Source organism: Mesorhizobium sp. P2_D6 (assembly GCF_056404315.1).
Genome location: NZ_JBFUEG010000006.1, coordinates 107,579 through 123,607, shown reverse-complemented (window position 1 = coordinate 123,607; position 16,029 = coordinate 107,579). Strand labels below are relative to the sequence as shown.

The following is a 16,029-nucleotide window of genomic DNA, read 5'->3' as shown; positions in this document are numbered from 1 at the left end:
GTCATGCTCCACCGATGGCCAGAGCGCGACCGACGACGCAGTCGGCCAGATAGATGGCGAAGATCGCAAACAGGTAGAGCAGCGAATAGGCAAACAGCGCCTTGGCCGGCTTCATGACGCGGTCGTCATCGGTCATACGCAGCACTTTCCAGGCATACCAGACAAAGCCGGCGCCGAGCGTCAGCGAAGCGATGCCGTAGCCCGCGGTGGTGAAACCGAGCACCCAGGGCAGCACGCCGATCGGCGCGAGGATCAGCGCATAGGCAAAAATCTGGCGGCGGGTAGAGGCCTGGCCGGCGATAACAGGCATCATCGGGATGCCGGCCTTGGCGTAGTCGTCGGACTTGAACAGCGCCAGCGCCCAGAAATGCGGCGGCGTCCACAGGAAGATGATCAGGAACAGTACGAGGCTTTCGAAGCTTACCGTTCCGGTCACCGCCGCCCAGCCGATCACCGGCGGGATGGCGCCGGCGGCACCGCCAATGACGATGTTCTGCGGTGTCGAGCGCTTCAGCCACATCGTATAGACGACGGCGTAGAAGAAGATGGTGAAGGCGAGCAGCGCCGCCGACAGCCAGTTGACCAGCACACCCAACGTCATCACCGACAGCGCCGACAGCACAAGGCCGAAACTCAAGGCCTCGCCGGGCAGGATGCGGCCGGACGGGACCGGGCGACCGGCGGTCCGGCTCATCACGGCATCGATGTCGGCGTCGTACCACATGTTGAGCGCGCCCGAGGCGCCGGCGCCAATGGCGATCGCCAGGATTGCGACCATCGCTATCAACGGGTTGACGGTCACGGGCGCCGCCACCATGCCGACAAAGGCCGTGAACACCACCAGCGACATGACGCGCGGCTTCAAGAGGGCGAAAAAGTCGCCCGCCGTGGCTTCCGAAATTCGAAAGCCCGCTTCGTCAATCAATGGGTCGTCGACCAGGGCCATGCGTAGTTGAGTCCAATCATTCCGTTGGCCGAAACCGCCGGCGGGCCGGCGGTTTCGTATTCGGGCTGCCTTACTTGATCTTCGGCAGCTGTTCCCACTGGTGGAAGGGCGGCGGCGAAGGCAGCTGCCATTCGAGCGTCGTTGCACCCTCGCCCCATGGATTGGCGCCGGCCACCCGCTTCTTCTGGAAGGCTTCGAAGACGCCATAGAGGAAGATCACCACGCCGACGGCCGAGATATAGGAACCGTAGGACGACACCATGTTCCAGCCGGCAAACGCGTCGGGATAGTCGATGGTGCGGCGCGGCATGCCGGCGAGGCCGAGGAAATGCTGCGGGAAGAAGATCAGGTTGACGCCGACGAAAGTGACCCAGAAGTGGGTGTTGGCGATCACCGGCGAGTACATGTAGCCGGTCATCTTCGGGAACCAGTAGTACCAGCCGGCGAAGATGGCGAACACCGCGCCCAGCGACAGCACGTAGTGGAAGTGAGCGATGACGAAATAGGTGTCATGCAGCGAGCGGTCGAGGCCGGCATTGGCGAGCTGGACGCCGGTGACGCCGCCGACCGTGAACAGGAAGATGAAGCCGAGCGCCCACAGCATCGGCGTCTTGAACGAGATCGACCCGCCCCACATCGTCGCGATCCAGGAGAAGATCTTCACGCCCGTCGGCACCGCGATGACCATGGTGGCGAAGACGAAGTAGCGCTGCGTGTCGAGCGACAGGCCGGTCGTGTACATGTGGTGCGCCCAGACGATGAAGCCGACGGCGCCGATCGCGACCATGGCGTAGGCCATGCCGAGATAGCCGAACACCGGCTTCTTCGAGAAGGTCGAGACGATATGGCTGATGATGCCGAAGCCCGGCAGGATCAGGATGTAGACTTCAGGATGGCCGAAGAACCAGAACAGGTGCTGGAACAGCAGCGGGTCGCCGCCGCCATCCGGGGTGAAGAAGGTGGTGCCGAAATTGCGGTCGGTGAGCAACATGGTGATGCCGCCGGCCAGAACCGGAAGCGACAACAGCAGCAGGAAGGCGGTGACCAGCACCGACCAGGCAAACAGCGGCATCTTGTGCAGCGTCATGCCCGGCGCGCGCATGTTGAAGATGGTGGTGATGAAGTTGATGGCGCCGAGGATCGACGAGGCGCCGGCAATGTGGATCGACAGGATCGCCAGATCCATGGCCGGTCCGGGCTGGCCGGAGGTCGACAGCGGCGGATAGAGCGTCCAGCCGCCACCGACGCCGTAGGCGCCGGGCGCGCTCGGCATGAAGGCCGAGGCGATGAGCAGGATGAAGGCCGGCGGCAGCAGCCAGAACGAGATATTGTTCATGCGCGGGAAGGCCATATCGGGGGCGCCGATCATGATCGGCACCATCCAGTTGGCGAAGCCGCCGATCAGCGCCGGCATGACCATGAAGAAGATCATGATCAGCGCGTGCGCGGTGCCGAAGGCGTTGTACATGCTCTTGCCGCCGTCGATGGCGGCATCGCCGTTCATGCCGTAGACCATCTGCGCCAGGCCGGTGAATATCTGGATGCCCGGCTCCTGCAACTCCATGCGGATGACGACCGAAAGCGCGCCGCCGACGATGCCTGCGAAGATCGCGAAGATCAGATAGAGCGTGCCGATATCCTTGTGGTTGGTGGAGTACACCCACCGGACCCAGCCATGATAGGGCTTGTGGTCGTGATCGTCGTGAGCTGCAGCTTCTGCCATGGTCGGCTCCGTTCCCTAAATCTTGCTAACCTGCGGCATCAGTTGCCGGCGGCCGCTACCTTGTTGGTACCGTCGACCTCGGCCATCAGCGCCTTGTTGGCGCCGGGAAGGTCGGTCTTGGCTGCTGCCAGCCAGGTCTTGTACTGCGCGTCGGAGACGACGCGGATGGCGATCGGCATGAAGGCGTGGTCCTTGCCGCAGAGCTGCGAGCACTGGCCGTAATAGAGGCCTTCCTTCTCCGCCTTGAACCAGGTCTCGTTGGTGCGGCCGGGGACAGCGTCCATCTTGATGCCGAAGGCCGGCATGGCGAAGGAATGGATGACGTCGGTCGCGGTGACCAGGACACGGGTCATGGTATTGACCGGCACCACCAGCTCGTTATCGACCGCCAGCAGGCGCGGGTAGACCTTGCGGTCTTCCTTGCCGATCGCCGCGCGATCGGCATCCTGAAGGATGGCCGAGTTGAAGGAGAGCGTGTTCTCGGTCTGGTACTCATAGTCCCAGTTCCACTGATTGCCCGTCGCCTTGACGGTCAGCTTGGCCTCTTCCGGCGGCGTGTACTGCGCGGTCAGGAGCTGGAACGAGGGAATGGCAATGAACAGCAGGATCACGACCGGCCCAACCGTCCAGATGATCTCGATCAGCGTGTTGTGGCTGGTCCTGGATGGAACCGGGTTTACGCTGGCGCGGAACCTGAAGATGCACCAGGCAAGCAGAGCCAGAACCAGGACGGTGATCGGGACGACGAACCACATTGTGTAGTTACCGAACCACTCGATCTGCCGCATCATGTCGGTTGCGGGCGGCTGAAAGCTCATCTCCCATGGCTGCGGCTGGGCCGCATGGGCGGAGGCACCGGCGAAAAATGCGGCTGCAGCGCCTGCTGTTGCCATCAATTTGGCGCTTGCTGGGAATTTTCTCATCGCCCTCTTCATCTCCCGGTTCCTCGCGATCGCGCGCAAGAATATCGAACAATGCCGGGATGGGAATCCCGGACAGTCCCAAGGGTGGTTCAAACCATACTCTATTTCCCTCCGCAAGAAAGGAGCGGGCAAAACCGTGCGGCATTTTTGCGCGCAAGCGCGACCGCGCCGTTTCGACGGCATCGCGGCCCGCGCGGATCGTCGACAGATGGGCTATGCGGGCTTGTGGCCGGAATGCGCCCGACGGTCGCAATTAGGGCGAATTTGCTAGGGAAAAGCGCATTATTGCGCTTGCCGGGGCTGACCGGCGGTCGCCCTATCCTTTACTTGGCCTTGGCGCGGCTTAAAGTGCCGTGATTCGCAATGGAGCCGTCATGACCTCTTGGCTTTCGAGAAACTCCTGGCTTTCGAGCAGCGGGGCGAAGGTCATCTTTCTCGCCGCCCTGATCGGTATCGGCTCGTCCGCCACCGGCATCGCCAATGCAGCGCAGCCTAGCGGCACGGTCAAGTCGACGCATGGCGCGTGGTCGATCATCTGCGACACGCCGGCCGGCGCGACGTCGGAACAGTGCGTGATGATGCAGAATGTCGTCGCCGAGGATCGCCCGGAAATGGGACTTTCGGTCGTCGTGCTGCGCACCGCCGACAACAAGGCCGAGATCCTGCGTGTGCTGGCGCCGCTCGGCGTGCTTTTGCCCAACGGACTCGGCCTCAATGTCGACGGCAAGGATATCGGCCGCGCCTATTTCGTGCGCTGCTTCCAGGACGGCTGCTATGCCGAGGTCATTCTCGAAAAGCCGCTGCTCGACACGCTGAAGACCGGGACGTCGGCTACCTTCATCGTCTTCCAGACGCCGGAAGAAGGCATCGGCATCCCCGTCGACCTCAAGGGCTTCGCCGACGGTTTTGCGGCGCTGCCCTGAACTTGATGCTTGCGAAAAAAGCTGTTCCTGAAGCAGAATTCCCACGGGTTTGATTTTGACTGTGGGTGTCATCATGCGCGCGTTTTGCCTGCTCCTGTCCACTGGTCTAATCCTGACCGGTGCTATTTCGGTCGCCTGGGCCGAGGATGCCGAAATCATGACGGCGCCAGATCCGGCCGTCATTCTCGATATTGCGAAAGGCTATGGCTCGGCCAAGATGGACAAGGACGACAATGGCGACCCGATGGTTTCCGGTCGGATTCAGGGCATGAAGTATTCGGTCTGGTTCTACGGCTGCGAAAACCACGAGAAGTGCACGTCGATCCAGTTCACGGCAGGCTACGCCGATGACTTCACGGCAGAGCAGGCCAATGAGTGGAACAAGAAATACCGCTACGTGAAGTCCTTTGCGGGCGACGGCTCGAACTTCAAGATGGATGTCAGCTTCAAGGGCGGCATCACCCGTTCCAATCTGGAGGAGCAGTTCTCGAACTGGGATTCCATGACCAGCGACATCAAGGAATTCGTGAACGAGAAGTAGGACCCGCGCACCGCTGGCCGACTGCGGATCTTCATTGCGGATTGTGCAGGTGCGTCTTCGCGCCTACATCATGGCAACACCATTCCTCCTGTGAACGGACCTGCCATGAACAGCCTGATCGGCCAATTCGACATTTCAGACGATCGCATCAAAGAGATCGTCGCCGAGACCCTCAACGGCGCCGATGACGGTGAGTTGTTCCTCGAATACAGCGAGAGCGAAGCGCTGATGTTCGACAACGGCAGACTGAAGACCGCCAATTTCAACACCGACCAGGGTTTTGGCCTGCGCGCAGTGGCCGGCGAGGCCAGCGGCTACGCCCATTCCAGCGACCTCTCCGAAGCGTCGCTGCTGCGCGCGGCGGACGCGGTGTCGACCGTCAAGGGCGGCTATTCCGGCACGCTTGCCGCCGCCCCTGTCCGCACCAACCGCCATCTCTACGGCGACGAGAACCCGATCCCCTCGCCTTCCTTCGAGGTCAAGGCCAAGCTGTTGCAGGAAATCGACGCCTGGCTGCGGGCCGAGGATCCGCGCGTGCGCCAGGTGACGGCCTCGCTCGCCGCGTCCTGGCAGCATGTCGAGATCGTGCGCGCCGACGGCCAGATGGTGCGCGATATCCGCCCGCTGGTCCGCATCAACGTCTCCGTCGTGGTCGGCGATGGCGACCGCCAGGAAAGCGGCTCCTACGGCATGGGCGGGCGCAAGGCGTTCGGCGAGTTCCTGGTCGAGGACAGCTGGAAGCATGCGGCACGAGAGGCGCTCAGGCAGGCGCTGGTCAATCTCGAAGCCATCCCGGCGCCGGCCGGCACGTTCGATATCGTATTGTCCAGCGGCTGGCCGGGCGTCATGCTGCACGAGGCAGTCGGCCACGGGCTGGAAGGCGATTTCAACCGCAAGAAGACGTCGGCCTTCGCCGGCCTGCTGGGCCAGCAGGTGGCGGCCAAGGGCGTCACCGTCGTCGATGACGGCACCATGCCCGAGCGGCGCGGTTCGCTCACCGTCGACGATGAAGGCACGCCGTCCGCCCGCAACGTGCTGATCGAAGACGGCAAGCTCGTCGGCTACATGCAAGACCGCCAGAACGCCCGGCTGATGGGCATGAAGGCGACCGGCAACGGCCGGCGCGAAGGCTATGCGCACCAGCCGATGCCGCGCATGACCAACACCTACATGACGGCGGGCGACATGGAGCCGGACGAGATCATCGCTTCGGTCAAGAACGGCATCTATGCCGTCTCCTTCGGCGGCGGCCAGGTCGACATCACCTCGGGCAAGTTCGTGTTCGGCTGCACCGAGGCCTACATGATCGAGAACGGCAAGGTGACGCAGCCGATCAAGGGCGCCATGCTGATCGGCAACGGGCCGGACGCCATGCACCGCGTGTCGATGATCGGCAAAGACATGAAGCTCGACAACGGCATCGGCATGTGCGGCAAGGCCGGCCAGGGCGTGCCGGTCGGCGTCGGCCAGCCGCATCTCAGGATGAACCAGATGACGGTGGGCGGCACCAGGGTTTGAGGTGCCAATCCGCCAGGCTTGAATAGCTGACGCAATAAGAATATCTTACCTTTGTCTTACACAAAGGCGTGCGCGATGGCTGCTACAGAAAAACTTACAACGACCGTCTCCACCAAGGGACAGGTAATCCTGCCCAGCGCGATCCGGAAGCGCAAAGATTGGGGTGCGGGCACACGTCTGCAGGTCGAAGATACGCCGGACGGAGTGCTTCTGAAATTGGCGCCGGCCTTTGCCCCGACGCGACCAGAGGATGTCTTTGGTGTCCTACCGCACAGTGGCAGGCCGAAGACTCTGGAGGAGATGGACGCGGCCGTCCTTGCAGAAGCCCGGCGGCGCAATGCTCGCGATTGATACCAACGTTGTCGTCAGGTATTTGACGAACGACGATCCGGAGCAGTCCCCGCGAGCCCGGCGGCTGATCGATGGTCAGCCCGTCTTTGTCGCCGTCACGGCAGTCCTGGAGGCCGAATGGGTGCTGCGCAGTGCCTATGGCTATGGCCAAGCCGCGATCGCGGGCGCGCTGCGAGTGTTCGGCGGGTTGCCCACGGTTGAACTGGAAGACGCTGCGATCGTCTCCTCTGCGCTCGATCTGTCCGAAGCGGGAATGGATTTCGCAGATGCGCTGCATCTGGGGAAAGCAGCTCATTGTGCTGGCTTTGCAACCTTTGACCGCGGGTTCCTGAAGGCTGCAAAGGCGGCCGGACATGATGGCGTGCAGGAAGCATAGCAAAGAGGCGCGCCGGTAGCGGCCTGCCGTTCGACGTAACCCCGAAAGCGCAGGCTGTTTTCCGACTTCAAATCTCAGCCGGCACCTTGAAGCGAACACAATTCACATTAGGAAATTAGTAACTGTTGAACTGCCTGGGCTGCCGTTTGCGCACAAACACGGTACCCAGCTTCTCGTTGCGGTGTTGGTGATGGCAATGCGGCCCGGCGTCCTGGCTCTCCTCCTTGGCTTCGTTTCGTTGATTGGCGCGACAGCGCTGCATGCCGGTACGGCGGCGGCACAGTCGACATGGTTCAAGGCGCGGTCGACCCAATCTGCCGCCGCCGTGGGCGGAAGCACCAGCGTCCCCTACGGTTGGGTCGATTTCTGCCATCGCCGGCCAAAGGAGTGCAAGGTCCCCGCTTTGCCGGCCGCCGACGTCAAGCTGACCGCGCAGAAGCTGAGCATCCTCAAGCGGGTCAATCAGAAGGCGAACAGGTCCATCAAGCCCGTCAGCAATTTCGATCACTGGGGCACCATGGAAGACCACTGGGACTATCCTGTGGACGGCAAGGGCGACTGCAAGATCTACGCGCTCTACAAGCGCAAGCTTCTTCTGCAGGCAGGTTTCCCCCGGCAGGCGCTGTTGATGACGGTGGTGCGCGACCTCAACAATGAAGGCCACACCATCCTGACCGTGAAGACCGACAAGGGCGATCTCGTCCTGGACAATCTGGTCGATGAGATCAGGCCCTGGAACGCGACGGGCTATTATTTCCTGAAACGCCAGTCGCAGCAGAACCCAAACAATTGGGTGTCGATCAACCAACGCGGCGGCACGCCGAAACGGATGTCGCCAAGCTAGGTTGCGGCTACCGCCGTCTCTTTGGCTTCTCCAGCAGCGCCACCGCCTCGACATGCGGCGACCAGAGGAACTGGTCGATCGGCGTGACGCTTTTCAGCATATAGCCGCCATCCATGAGGATGCGTAAATCCCGGGCCAGCGTCACCGGGTTGCAGGAGACGGCGGCGACGAAGGGCACGTCGGAGCGGGCGATCTGCTTCGACTGGTCTTCGGCGCCGGCGCGCGGCGGGTCGAAGACGACACCGTCGAAGGCGTTCAGTTCCTTGAACGTCAGCGGACGCCGGAACAGGTCGCGGCGTTCGCCGGTTACCCGCTTCAGGCCGGTGGCGAAGCGTGAGCCGCGGTCAAGCGCCGACAGGGCCGCCGCGTCGCCTTCGACCGCGTGGACCTCGGATTTCGCCGCCAGCCGAAGCGCAAAGCTGCCGCAGCCGGCGAAGAGATCCGCGACTTTCTTGGCGCGTTTCAGATGTCCGCCAACGATATCGGCCATCGTCTGTTCGGCGGCTTCGGTGGCCTGCAGAAAGGCGCCGGGCGGCACGGCGACAGCGACGGTTCCGAACATGACCACCGGCTTTTTCGGCTCGATGACGATCTCGTCGTCGATCGAAAGCCGGGCAAATCCATTGGCCATGACGAAGTTTGAGGCGACCCGGCGCTGGTTCTCGCCCAGTTTGCCTGACTCATAGACCGCGACGTCGAGGCCCGAACCCGTCACCGTGACCACCATGCGGAACGACTTGGTGGTGGCGCAAACCAGGTCGGCGACCGCTCGCAAGCGATCGAGTGCTGCGACGATCTCTGGCAACGAGATCGGGCATTCCTCGATGGGGATGATTTCCGGCGACAGATGGCGATGGAAGCCAAGCAGCATACCGGTGTCGGCGCGCCGGGCGGCAAGCACGACGCGGCGGCGTGTGTGGGGTGCACACGGCACCAAGGCGCCGATATCGCTAGCAATGCCCTTCAAGGCATGCACCACCTTGTCGCGTTTCCACTGGTGGTAGGCGTCGGCTTGCAGATGCTGGACGGCGCAGCCGCCGCATTCTGTGAAATGCCGGCAGGCCGGGTCGATACGCAGCGGCGAGGCTTCCAGCACCGCCATCAGAGTGGCGCGATCCCTTTCGCGCGCCGCGGTGACAGTTTCGCCCGGCAGCGTGAAGGGAATGAACAGCTCGCCGGTTTCCGTCTCGGCGACGCCATCGCCTTGCGAGCCCAATCTCTTGATGGTGAAGCGCGTGCTCATCGGTCCTTGATCCCACCGAGCAGGAATTCGCGGTTGCCGTCGCCGCCTTCAATCGGCGACATGTGCAGACCCAATGTACGCCAGCCAGGGACGCCTTCGAGCCATTCCTGCAGCAGGCCGGCAACGCGCGCGGCGTCATAGGGGTCTTTCAGCAGGCCACCCTTGCCGATCGCCTCGCGGCCGGCCTCGAATTGCGGCTTGACCAAAAACACCGCACGCGCTCCCGGCCTGGCGATGGCAAGCGCCGGCGGCATCGCCAGTTTCAGCGAAATGAAGCTGACGTCGGAAACGATGAAATCCGGGATACGGCCGCCGAGATCAGCGGCGGTGAGCTCGCGGGCGTTCAAGCCCTCGATCACGGTGACGCGCGGGTCGGACGAGACATCGGGATGCATCTGGCCGTGGCCGACATCGATTGCCGTAACGTGGACTGCACCGCGCTCTAGCAGCACCTGGGTGAAGCCGCCGGTCGAGGCGCCGATATCAAGGGCTTCCGAGCCCGAGGGATCAAGACTGAAATGGTCGAGCCCGGCAATCAGCTTCAGCGCCGCGCGCGAGACATAGCCTTGCGCGGGATCGTCGATGACGATGAGGCATTGCGGCAGGACGGTCTGGCCGGGCTTGCGGGCGACCACGCCGTCGACTGAGACAGTTCCACGCTCGACCGCGTCGCGGGCGCGCGAGCGGCTTGCAAACAGGCCGCGCTGTACGAGCAATTCGTCGAGCCGCTGGCGTGTGCTGGCTGGCAGAGGGGAGTTCATCGGCCTTCATGGCGAAAGCCGGTCACGAAGGCAAGGACATTGGATGAGCGGGACACTGGAACCGGAGACGCAGATCAGTCCACCGGTTGATTATCGCGCAAGGTCCGGCAAGATGGCCAGGCGGGTGGACGAGGCATGCGAAGTACGAATGCTGATGTGAACCTGCCATTGCGGCGCCCGCGCGCTGGACGTTTGAAGGCGATCCCTAACGACGCTTCATGCGATGCCGTGCGCGCACGTTAAACCACCGTCATTGCGATAGAGGGGACAAGTCATGACCAAGAAGTACACTGCGAAGTGCGCCTGCGGCGCGGTCAAGTTCGAGTTTGATACCGATCCCACTTTCATTGCAGTTTGTCACTGCCTCGACTGCAAGAAGGCTTCCGGCGGCGAAGCTGCGACGTTTTTCGCCGTGCCAGAGGATGATTTCACGCTGATCAGCGGCAAACCGAAAGCGTTTCACTATATCGCCAATTCGGGCAATGGGCTCGACCGGAATTCCTGCCCGGAATGCGCGGCGCGGGTATTCACGGACAATCTCGACGGCTTCCCCGGCACGGTGTTCGTCCAGCTCGGAAGTCTCGACCGCCCTGAGTTGATCGCGCCGAAACTCGAGATGTTCACCAGGCGTCGTCTCGGATGGGTAAAGCCACTCGACCTCCCCCAGTTCGAGAACATGCCCAGTTGAACGATGCCCAGGCGGATGGACGAGGCAATGCCGAGGAGGCTGAATGCTGAAGGGAACCTGCCATTGCGGCGCCGCCCACTGGACCCTGGAACGGGAACCGTTTTGTCCGGAGATCATGCTCTACATAAAGAGATAGAGCCCCATCCCGATCCCATCGGGATGGAACAGGCTCTAGAAAATGGTGCGCGAGGCCGGCCGCTCGACGGCGGGCGTCAGCCCGTCATTGGCGTCGCCAGAAGCCTGCTTGGGCGGGCTCTCGACGGGCGCAGCCGGTACGTCCGGCACGACGACGAGCTGCGGCACCTGCTTGTAGGAAAAGCCGCCCCTGATGTTGCCCATCTTGCCGGCGACGATCTCGACCACCGCCTGTTCGAGCTTGCGGTCGTAGCGGGTTTCGGCCACGGCGGGCGCGGCGATTACAGCCAAAAGGGCCGCGCCGCACAGAAGCGTTCGCATTGTTTTTTAACTCCCTGCCTTGGTCGGGTTCTAGCAGGGCGGCGTTGAAAAACGGCCAAAAGACACGGTAAGCGAAACGCCAAACAGAAGCGTTAACAGAGCGTTACGACTAGAGCGCTTGACGCAATTCCGGACGGAAAACCGCTTCACACTTTTCCTGGAATTGCTTTAGAAGCCGGCAAACCGCTTCAAAGGCGTGAGATTTTGATTCAGGCGCGTTGCGCGAGATTTGTTCAGGCGCGCTGCGCGCGCGCGGAATGGCCAAGCGCAACGAACACCGTGCGCACGATGCCGGCGGCGTCTAGCCCGGCGTCTGCATACATTTTTTCTGGCTTGGCATGGTCGGTGAACTCGTCCGGCAGCACCAGCGGCCGCACTTTCAGGCCGCTTTCCAGCAGGCCTTCATGGGCGAGGAACTGCAGCACATGGCTGGCGAACCCGCCGACAGCGCCCTCTTCCACCGTCACCAGCACTTCGTGCGAACGGGCGAGACGGCGGATCAGATCCTCATCGAGCGGCTTGGCGAAACGGGCGTCCGCAACCGTCGTCGAAAGTCCGGCAGCGCCGAGTTCCTCGGCGGCGATCAGGCAGTCGTGCAGCCGCGTGCCGAAGGAGAGCAGCGCCACCTTGGTGCCTTCCCTGACGATGCGGCCCTTGCCGATTTCGAGCACCGAGCCGCGCTCCGGCATGTCGACGCCGACACCGTTGCCGCGCGGATAACGGAAGGCAATGGGGCCTTCGTCGTAATAGGCGGCGGTGCGCACCATGTGGCGAAGCTCCGCCTCATCGGCGGCCGCCATGACGACGAAGCCCGGCAGCGTCGCCAGGAAGGTGGTGTCGAAGGCGCCGCAATGGGTGGCGCCGTCGGCGCCGACAAAGCCGGCGCGGTCTATGGGGAAACGCACCGGCAGTTTCTGGATCGCTACGTCGTGGACGACCTGATCATAGGCGCGCTGCAGGAAGGTCGAATAGATGGCGGCGAAGGGCTTGTAGCCTTCCGTGGCGAGGCCGGCGGCAAACGTCACCGCATGTTGCTCGGCGATGCCGACATCGAAGGTCCGGGCGGGAAACGCCTCGCCGAACAGGTCGAGGCCGGTGCCGCTCGGCATGGCGGCGGTGACGGCGACGATGCGGTCGTCGGCGTGCGCTTCCTGGATCAGGCTTTCGGCGAACACCTTGGTGTAGGCCGGCGCATTGGCCGGCGCCTTGGTCTGCGCGCCGGTGATGACGTCGAACTTGTTGACGCCATGATATTTGTCGGGCGCGGCCTCGGCCGGGCCGTAGCCCTTGCCCTTCTGGGTCACGACATGGATCAGCACCGGGCCGTCGGCATGGTCGCGGACATTCTTCAAGACCGGGATCAGATGTTCGAGATTGTGCCCGTCGATCGGCCCGATATGGTAGAAGCCAAGCTCCTCGAACAGCGTGCCGCCGGTGACGTAGCCGCGCGCATGTTCGACCGCCCGCGTGATGGCGCGATCGGCGCGCTTGCCGAGATAGGAGGTCAGTTTCTTGCCGAAATCGCGCAGGCCAAGATAGGTCTTCCCTGAAGCGAGCCGCGCCAGATAGGCGCTCATGGCGCCGGTCGGCGGGGCGATCGACATGTCGTTGTCGTTGAGGATGACGATCAGCCGGGCATCGAGCGCGCCGGCGTTGTTCAATGCTTCAAATGCCATGCCGGCCGACATGGCGCCGTCGCCGATGACGGCAATGACATTGTTGTTGCCGCCTGAGAGGTCGCGCGCCATGGCCATGCCGAGGCCGGCGGAAATCGAGGTCGAGGAGTGCGCGGCGCCGAACGGATCGTATTCGCTCTCGGCACGGCGGGTGAAGCCGGACAGGCCGCCCTCCTGGCGCAACGTGCGGATGCGGTCGCGGCGGCCGGTCAGGATCTTGTGAGGATAGGCCTGGTGGCCGACATCCCAGATCACCCGGTCTTCCGGCGTGTTGAAAACATAGTGCAGCGCCACGGTCAGTTCGACGACACCGAGTCCGGCGCCGAGATGCCCGCCCGTATGCGAGACGGCATCGATCAGCTCGGCACGCAGCTCCGAGGCCAGCTGCGGCAGCTCGCTTTCGTCAAGCTTCTTCAGGTCGGCTGGAATGCGGACCTTGTCGAGAAGCGGCGTGTGCAGCGTTGCGTTCACTGTTTAGGAGCCTGCCCAGCTATTTTCGTTCATGCGCGTTGATCATGGGCGAAATATGCCTCCGCCCGCCGAATGTAAATGCGTGTCAGTGACGCGGGTGTTGGTGACGTTAATTGTCCGGTAACGGAATGAACTCTTCCTCATCTCCAGGAACGATATCGAAGCGGCCCGTCTTCCATTCCTGTTTGGCCTGTTCGATACGCTCCTTCGACGACGAGACGAAATTCCACCAGATGTGGCGTGGGGAGCCGAGCGAGGCGCCGCCAAACAGCATGAAATGGGCGCCGCGTTCGGATGAGACGACGAGTTCGTCGCCGGGCCGGAACACCAGCAGACGCTCGGCCGGAAAGCGGTCCCCCGATATCGAGACATCGCCGTCCAGCGTGTAGATGGCGCGTTCCTCGGCGTCGGCTGGAATTTTCACGCTGGCGCCGGGCGCGAGGCGCAGATCGGCGTAGAGCGTCTCGGTGTCGGCTCTTACCGGCGAGCGCAAACCCTGGAAATCGCCGATCACCACGCGACCGCTGACGCCTTCGGCGTCGATTTCGGGCAGATGCAGCGCCGCGGTGTTCTCGAACACCGGCGCCACCTCCTCCTTGCCGTCGGGCAGCGCCAGCCAGGTCTGCAGGCCGGAGACCGACATCGGCGCGCCGCGCAGTTCGTCGGGCGTGCGCTCGGAATGAACGATGCCGCGGCCGGCGGTCATCAAATTCACGTCGCCGGGCTGGATGACCATCTCGGTGCCGAGCGAGTCGCGGTGCCTGATCTTGCCGTCGAACAGATAGGTGACGGTGGAAAGCCCGATATGCGGGTGCGGCCGGACATCGAGCGCCTGGCCGGCGCGCAATATGGCCGGACCCATGCGATCGAAGAAGATGAAGGGACCGACCAGGCGCCGCCTTGCCGTCGGCAGAGCGCGGCGAACCTGAAAACCGTCAATGTCCTTGGCGTTCGGAATGACCATCAGCTCAATCTGGTCGCTGGCGAAGGCGTCGCCAGGCTCAGGGTCCCGGCCGGGGAAAAAACTCATCTGGATATCCTCAGGCGAAGCGCAGCGCCGATTTGGCTTTTGCCTTGGCCGCCACCTCTTCGCGATTGCGCGGATGATGGTTGGTTTCGAGCGAATGCAGCAATTCATGCGCCGATTCAGCGATCGCCTCGACGGCGCGGTCGAAGGCCGCCTGGTTGCGTTGCGAGGGCCGCGTCGTTCCGCTCAATTTGCGCACGAACTGGAGGGCGGCGTCGCGGATCTCGTCATGGGTTGCCGGCGGATCGAAGTTGAACAGGGTCTTGATGTTTCTGCACATGCTTGAACTCCTTACCTGCTTTCTCTGCCCGCCCCGTTTGACAAGTTACTCCGCGTCGAGCGGCTCGGTTCCCACCGGCTTGCCGTCACGCGACAGCCTGATCTTCTCGACCTTGTCTTCGGCCGACTTCAGCAGCCGGTCGCAATGGGCCTTCAGCGCCTCGCCGCGTTCATAGATCCTGATCGACTGATCGAGCGGCACGTCGCCGCGTTCGAGATCATCGACGATCTTTTCGAGCGCGTCGAGTGCCTGCTCGAAGCTCATCGCCTTGACGTCTTCGTTTGCTTCGCCAGCCATACTCTATCCCTTCATCAGCCGCCCGACATGGGCGGCGACCGAAAATGCCAATCCCTGCAGATCGTAGCCGCCCTCGAGCAGGCTGACGAGCCGGTTGCCGCTGTGGCGCCCGGCGCGTTCCAGCAACTGGCCGGTCGCCCAGTCGAAATCGTCCTCGCTGAGGTTGATCTCGGCCAGCGGGTCGCGATGGTGGGCGTCGAAGCCGGCGGAAATAATGATCAGGTCAGGCGCAAAATTGTCGAGCGCCGGCAGGACACGCGACAGCAAGGCATCGCGGAACATGTCTGAGCCGGTCTGTGGCGGCAGCGGTGCGTTGACGATATTGCCGGCGCCGGTTTCGGTCTTGGCGCCCGTGCCAGGATAGAGCGGCATCTGGTGCGTAGAGCAGTAAAGCACTGACGGATCGTCCCAGAAAATGTCCTGCGTGCCGTTGCCGTGGTGCACATCCCAGTCGACGATGGCGACGCGTTCGGCGCCATGTTTCTTCTGCGCATAGCGCGCCGCGATCGCCGCGGTGTTGAACAGGCAAAAGCCCATTGCCGTGGTCTTTTCGGCGTGGTGGCCGGGCGGTCGGGCGGCGACGAAGGCGTTGGCGACACGACCCTCGAAGACGTCGTCGACGGCGGCATTGGCCGCACCGATGGCAGTGACCACCGCCTGCCAACTTTTCGGGCTGGCGCTGGTGTCGGCGTCGATCGGGGCAATGCCACTCTCGGGGATCGCGGCGCGGACGCGGGCGACGAAATCCTCGGGGTGGGCATAGAGAATGGTGGCCTCGTCGCCTTGCGGCGCCGTGACCCGGTCGAGCGCCGCAAAGGCCTCGTCGTCGAGCACGCGCTCGATGGCGCGCAAGCGGTCGGGTCGCTCCGGATGACCGGGCGGCGTCAGATGTTCGAGGAAGATCGGATGGGTGTAGAGCCTTGTGACCATGACCCGATATAGGCGCGCCCGGCCGCTTTGACCATGGTTTGACGCCGCGCCGCCC

Annotated in this window: 18 protein-coding genes; 7 read left to right on the top strand and 11 right to left on the bottom strand. The window is 63.1% G+C overall.

Annotation, left to right across the window (positions count from 1 at the left end):
* Position 1: 1 nt before the first annotated feature.
* The 3 genes from AC1D1L_RS14950 to coxB form a co-directional block, all read right to left on the bottom strand.
* Positions 2-946, bottom strand: coding sequence for a heme o synthase (locus tag AC1D1L_RS14950; protein WP_477342376.1), 945 nt, complete (start codon positions 944-946; stop codon positions 2-4).
* Positions 947-1,016: 70 nt separating this feature from the next.
* Positions 1,017-2,669 (bottom strand): cytochrome c oxidase subunit I, encoded by a 1,653-nt coding sequence (ctaD, locus tag AC1D1L_RS14945; protein ID WP_352584617.1) that lies wholly within the window; start codon positions 2,667-2,669, stop codon positions 1,017-1,019.
* Between the two features lie 38 nt (positions 2,670-2,707).
* A complete protein-coding gene (coxB, locus tag AC1D1L_RS14940; protein WP_477342375.1) occupies positions 2,708-3,604 on the bottom strand; it encodes a cytochrome c oxidase subunit II in 897 nt (298 codons plus the stop codon).
* A 362-nt stretch (positions 3,605-3,966) separates the two neighbouring features.
* Between coxB and AC1D1L_RS14935 the strand changes: the two genes are divergently transcribed.
* From AC1D1L_RS14935 to AC1D1L_RS14910, 6 genes are all read left to right on the top strand, one after another.
* Positions 3,967-4,515, top strand: coding sequence for an invasion associated locus B family protein (locus AC1D1L_RS14935; RefSeq protein ID WP_352584613.1), 549 nt, complete (start codon positions 3,967-3,969; stop codon positions 4,513-4,515).
* Positions 4,516-4,588: 73 nt separating this feature from the next.
* Entirely contained in the window at positions 4,589-5,056 is a 468-nt protein-coding gene (locus AC1D1L_RS14930; protein ID WP_477342374.1) for a YbjN domain-containing protein, read from the top strand.
* Between the two features lie 105 nt (positions 5,057-5,161).
* Complete coding sequence (gene tldD, locus AC1D1L_RS14925; RefSeq protein ID WP_477342372.1) at positions 5,162-6,574, top strand: metalloprotease TldD; 1,413 nt, start codon at positions 5,162-5,164, stop codon at positions 6,572-6,574.
* A gap of 75 nt (positions 6,575-6,649) precedes the next feature.
* Positions 6,650-6,925: an AbrB/MazE/SpoVT family DNA-binding domain-containing protein gene (locus AC1D1L_RS14920; RefSeq protein WP_142866757.1), complete on the top strand. Its 276-nt coding sequence runs from the start codon at positions 6,650-6,652 to the stop codon at positions 6,923-6,925.
* Positions 6,912-7,301 carry a type II toxin-antitoxin system VapC family toxin gene (locus AC1D1L_RS14915; RefSeq protein ID WP_477342369.1) on the top strand — a complete coding sequence of 130 codons (390 nt, stop codon included), beginning with the start codon at positions 6,912-6,914 and terminating at the stop codon, positions 7,299-7,301. Before AC1D1L_RS14920 ends, AC1D1L_RS14915 begins: the two co-directional genes overlap by 14 nt.
* Positions 7,302-7,491: 190 nt before the next feature.
* A complete protein-coding gene (locus AC1D1L_RS14910) occupies positions 7,492-8,145 on the top strand; it encodes a transglutaminase-like cysteine peptidase (protein ID WP_376775142.1) in 654 nt (217 codons plus the stop codon).
* Between the two features lie 7 nt (positions 8,146-8,152).
* Here AC1D1L_RS14910 and AC1D1L_RS14905 read toward each other — a convergent pair whose 3' ends face one another.
* Together AC1D1L_RS14905 and AC1D1L_RS14900 are read right to left on the bottom strand one after the other, a co-directional pair.
* A complete protein-coding gene (locus tag AC1D1L_RS14905; protein WP_477342367.1) occupies positions 8,153-9,388 on the bottom strand; it encodes a class I SAM-dependent RNA methyltransferase in 1,236 nt (411 codons plus the stop codon).
* Entirely contained in the window at positions 9,385-10,149 is a 765-nt protein-coding gene (locus AC1D1L_RS14900) for a TlyA family RNA methyltransferase (RefSeq protein WP_112563874.1), read from the bottom strand. Before AC1D1L_RS14900 ends, AC1D1L_RS14905 begins: the two co-directional genes overlap by 4 nt.
* A gap of 274 nt (positions 10,150-10,423) precedes the next feature.
* On the opposite strand from AC1D1L_RS14900, the gene AC1D1L_RS14895 reads away from it, so the two are divergent.
* Positions 10,424-10,837: a GFA family protein gene (locus AC1D1L_RS14895; RefSeq protein ID WP_477342365.1), complete on the top strand. Its 414-nt coding sequence runs from the start codon at positions 10,424-10,426 to the stop codon at positions 10,835-10,837.
* Between the two features lie 171 nt (positions 10,838-11,008).
* Here AC1D1L_RS14895 and AC1D1L_RS14890 read toward each other — a convergent pair whose 3' ends face one another.
* The 6 genes from AC1D1L_RS14890 to AC1D1L_RS14865 form a co-directional block, all read right to left on the bottom strand.
* Positions 11,009-11,293, bottom strand: coding sequence for a hypothetical protein (locus AC1D1L_RS14890; RefSeq protein WP_477342363.1), 285 nt, complete (start codon positions 11,291-11,293; stop codon positions 11,009-11,011).
* A gap of 233 nt (positions 11,294-11,526) precedes the next feature.
* Complete coding sequence (gene dxs / locus AC1D1L_RS14885; RefSeq protein WP_477342361.1) at positions 11,527-13,440, bottom strand: 1-deoxy-D-xylulose-5-phosphate synthase; 1,914 nt, start codon at positions 13,438-13,440, stop codon at positions 11,527-11,529.
* Between the two features lie 109 nt (positions 13,441-13,549).
* Positions 13,550-14,470 (bottom strand): pirin family protein, encoded by a 921-nt coding sequence (locus tag AC1D1L_RS14880; RefSeq protein ID WP_112563864.1) that lies wholly within the window; start codon positions 14,468-14,470, stop codon positions 13,550-13,552.
* A 10-nt stretch (positions 14,471-14,480) separates the two neighbouring features.
* The gene (locus tag AC1D1L_RS14875) at positions 14,481-14,747 is read right to left on the bottom strand and encodes a DUF2277 domain-containing protein (protein ID WP_112563862.1); all 267 of its coding nucleotides are present in this window, start codon (positions 14,745-14,747) and stop codon (positions 14,481-14,483) included.
* Between the two features lie 45 nt (positions 14,748-14,792).
* On the bottom strand, positions 14,793-15,044 hold the full coding sequence (locus tag AC1D1L_RS14870) for an exodeoxyribonuclease VII small subunit (protein ID WP_142866766.1): 252 nt from the start codon (positions 15,042-15,044) through the stop codon (positions 14,793-14,795).
* Positions 15,045-15,047: 3 nt separating this feature from the next.
* Positions 15,048-15,974, bottom strand: coding sequence for a histone deacetylase family protein (locus AC1D1L_RS14865; RefSeq protein ID WP_477342359.1), 927 nt, complete (start codon positions 15,972-15,974; stop codon positions 15,048-15,050).
* Positions 15,975-16,029: the final 55 nt, after the last annotated feature.

What these genes read in the sequence shown, in the direction of transcription:
- AC1D1L_RS14950 (WP_477342376.1), bottom strand. Translation starts at nt 946, where the DNA reads ATGGCCCTGGTCGACGACCCATTGATTGACGAAGCGGGCTTTCGAATT.
- ctaD (WP_352584617.1), bottom strand. Translation starts at nt 2,669, where the DNA reads ATGGCAGAAGCTGCAGCTCACGACGATCACGACCACAAGCCCTATCAT.
- coxB (WP_477342375.1), bottom strand. Translation starts at nt 3,604, where the DNA reads ATGAAGAGGGCGATGAGAAAATTCCCAGCAAGCGCCAAATTGATGGCA.
- AC1D1L_RS14935 (WP_352584613.1), top strand. Translation starts at nt 3,967, where the DNA reads ATGACCTCTTGGCTTTCGAGAAACTCCTGGCTTTCGAGCAGCGGGGCG.
- AC1D1L_RS14930 (WP_477342374.1), top strand. Translation starts at nt 4,589, where the DNA reads ATGCGCGCGTTTTGCCTGCTCCTGTCCACTGGTCTAATCCTGACCGGT.
- tldD (WP_477342372.1), top strand. Translation starts at nt 5,162, where the DNA reads ATGAACAGCCTGATCGGCCAATTCGACATTTCAGACGATCGCATCAAA.
- AC1D1L_RS14920 (WP_142866757.1), top strand. Translation starts at nt 6,650, where the DNA reads ATGGCTGCTACAGAAAAACTTACAACGACCGTCTCCACCAAGGGACAG.
- AC1D1L_RS14915 (WP_477342369.1), top strand. Translation starts at nt 6,912, where the DNA reads ATGCTCGCGATTGATACCAACGTTGTCGTCAGGTATTTGACGAACGAC.
- AC1D1L_RS14910 (WP_376775142.1), top strand. Translation starts at nt 7,492, where the DNA reads ATGGCAATGCGGCCCGGCGTCCTGGCTCTCCTCCTTGGCTTCGTTTCG.
- AC1D1L_RS14905 (WP_477342367.1), bottom strand. Translation starts at nt 9,388, where the DNA reads ATGAGCACGCGCTTCACCATCAAGAGATTGGGCTCGCAAGGCGATGGC.
- AC1D1L_RS14900 (WP_112563874.1), bottom strand. Translation starts at nt 10,149, where the DNA reads ATGAACTCCCCTCTGCCAGCCAGCACACGCCAGCGGCTCGACGAATTG.
- AC1D1L_RS14895 (WP_477342365.1), top strand. Translation starts at nt 10,424, where the DNA reads ATGACCAAGAAGTACACTGCGAAGTGCGCCTGCGGCGCGGTCAAGTTC.
- AC1D1L_RS14890 (WP_477342363.1), bottom strand. Translation starts at nt 11,293, where the DNA reads ATGCGAACGCTTCTGTGCGGCGCGGCCCTTTTGGCTGTAATCGCCGCG.
- AC1D1L_RS14880 (WP_112563864.1), bottom strand. Translation starts at nt 14,470, where the DNA reads ATGAGTTTTTTCCCCGGCCGGGACCCTGAGCCTGGCGACGCCTTCGCC.
- AC1D1L_RS14875 (WP_112563862.1), bottom strand. Translation starts at nt 14,747, where the DNA reads ATGTGCAGAAACATCAAGACCCTGTTCAACTTCGATCCGCCGGCAACC.
- AC1D1L_RS14870 (WP_142866766.1), bottom strand. Translation starts at nt 15,044, where the DNA reads ATGGCTGGCGAAGCAAACGAAGACGTCAAGGCGATGAGCTTCGAGCAG.
- AC1D1L_RS14865 (WP_477342359.1), bottom strand. Translation starts at nt 15,974, where the DNA reads ATGGTCACAAGGCTCTACACCCATCCGATCTTCCTCGAACATCTGACG.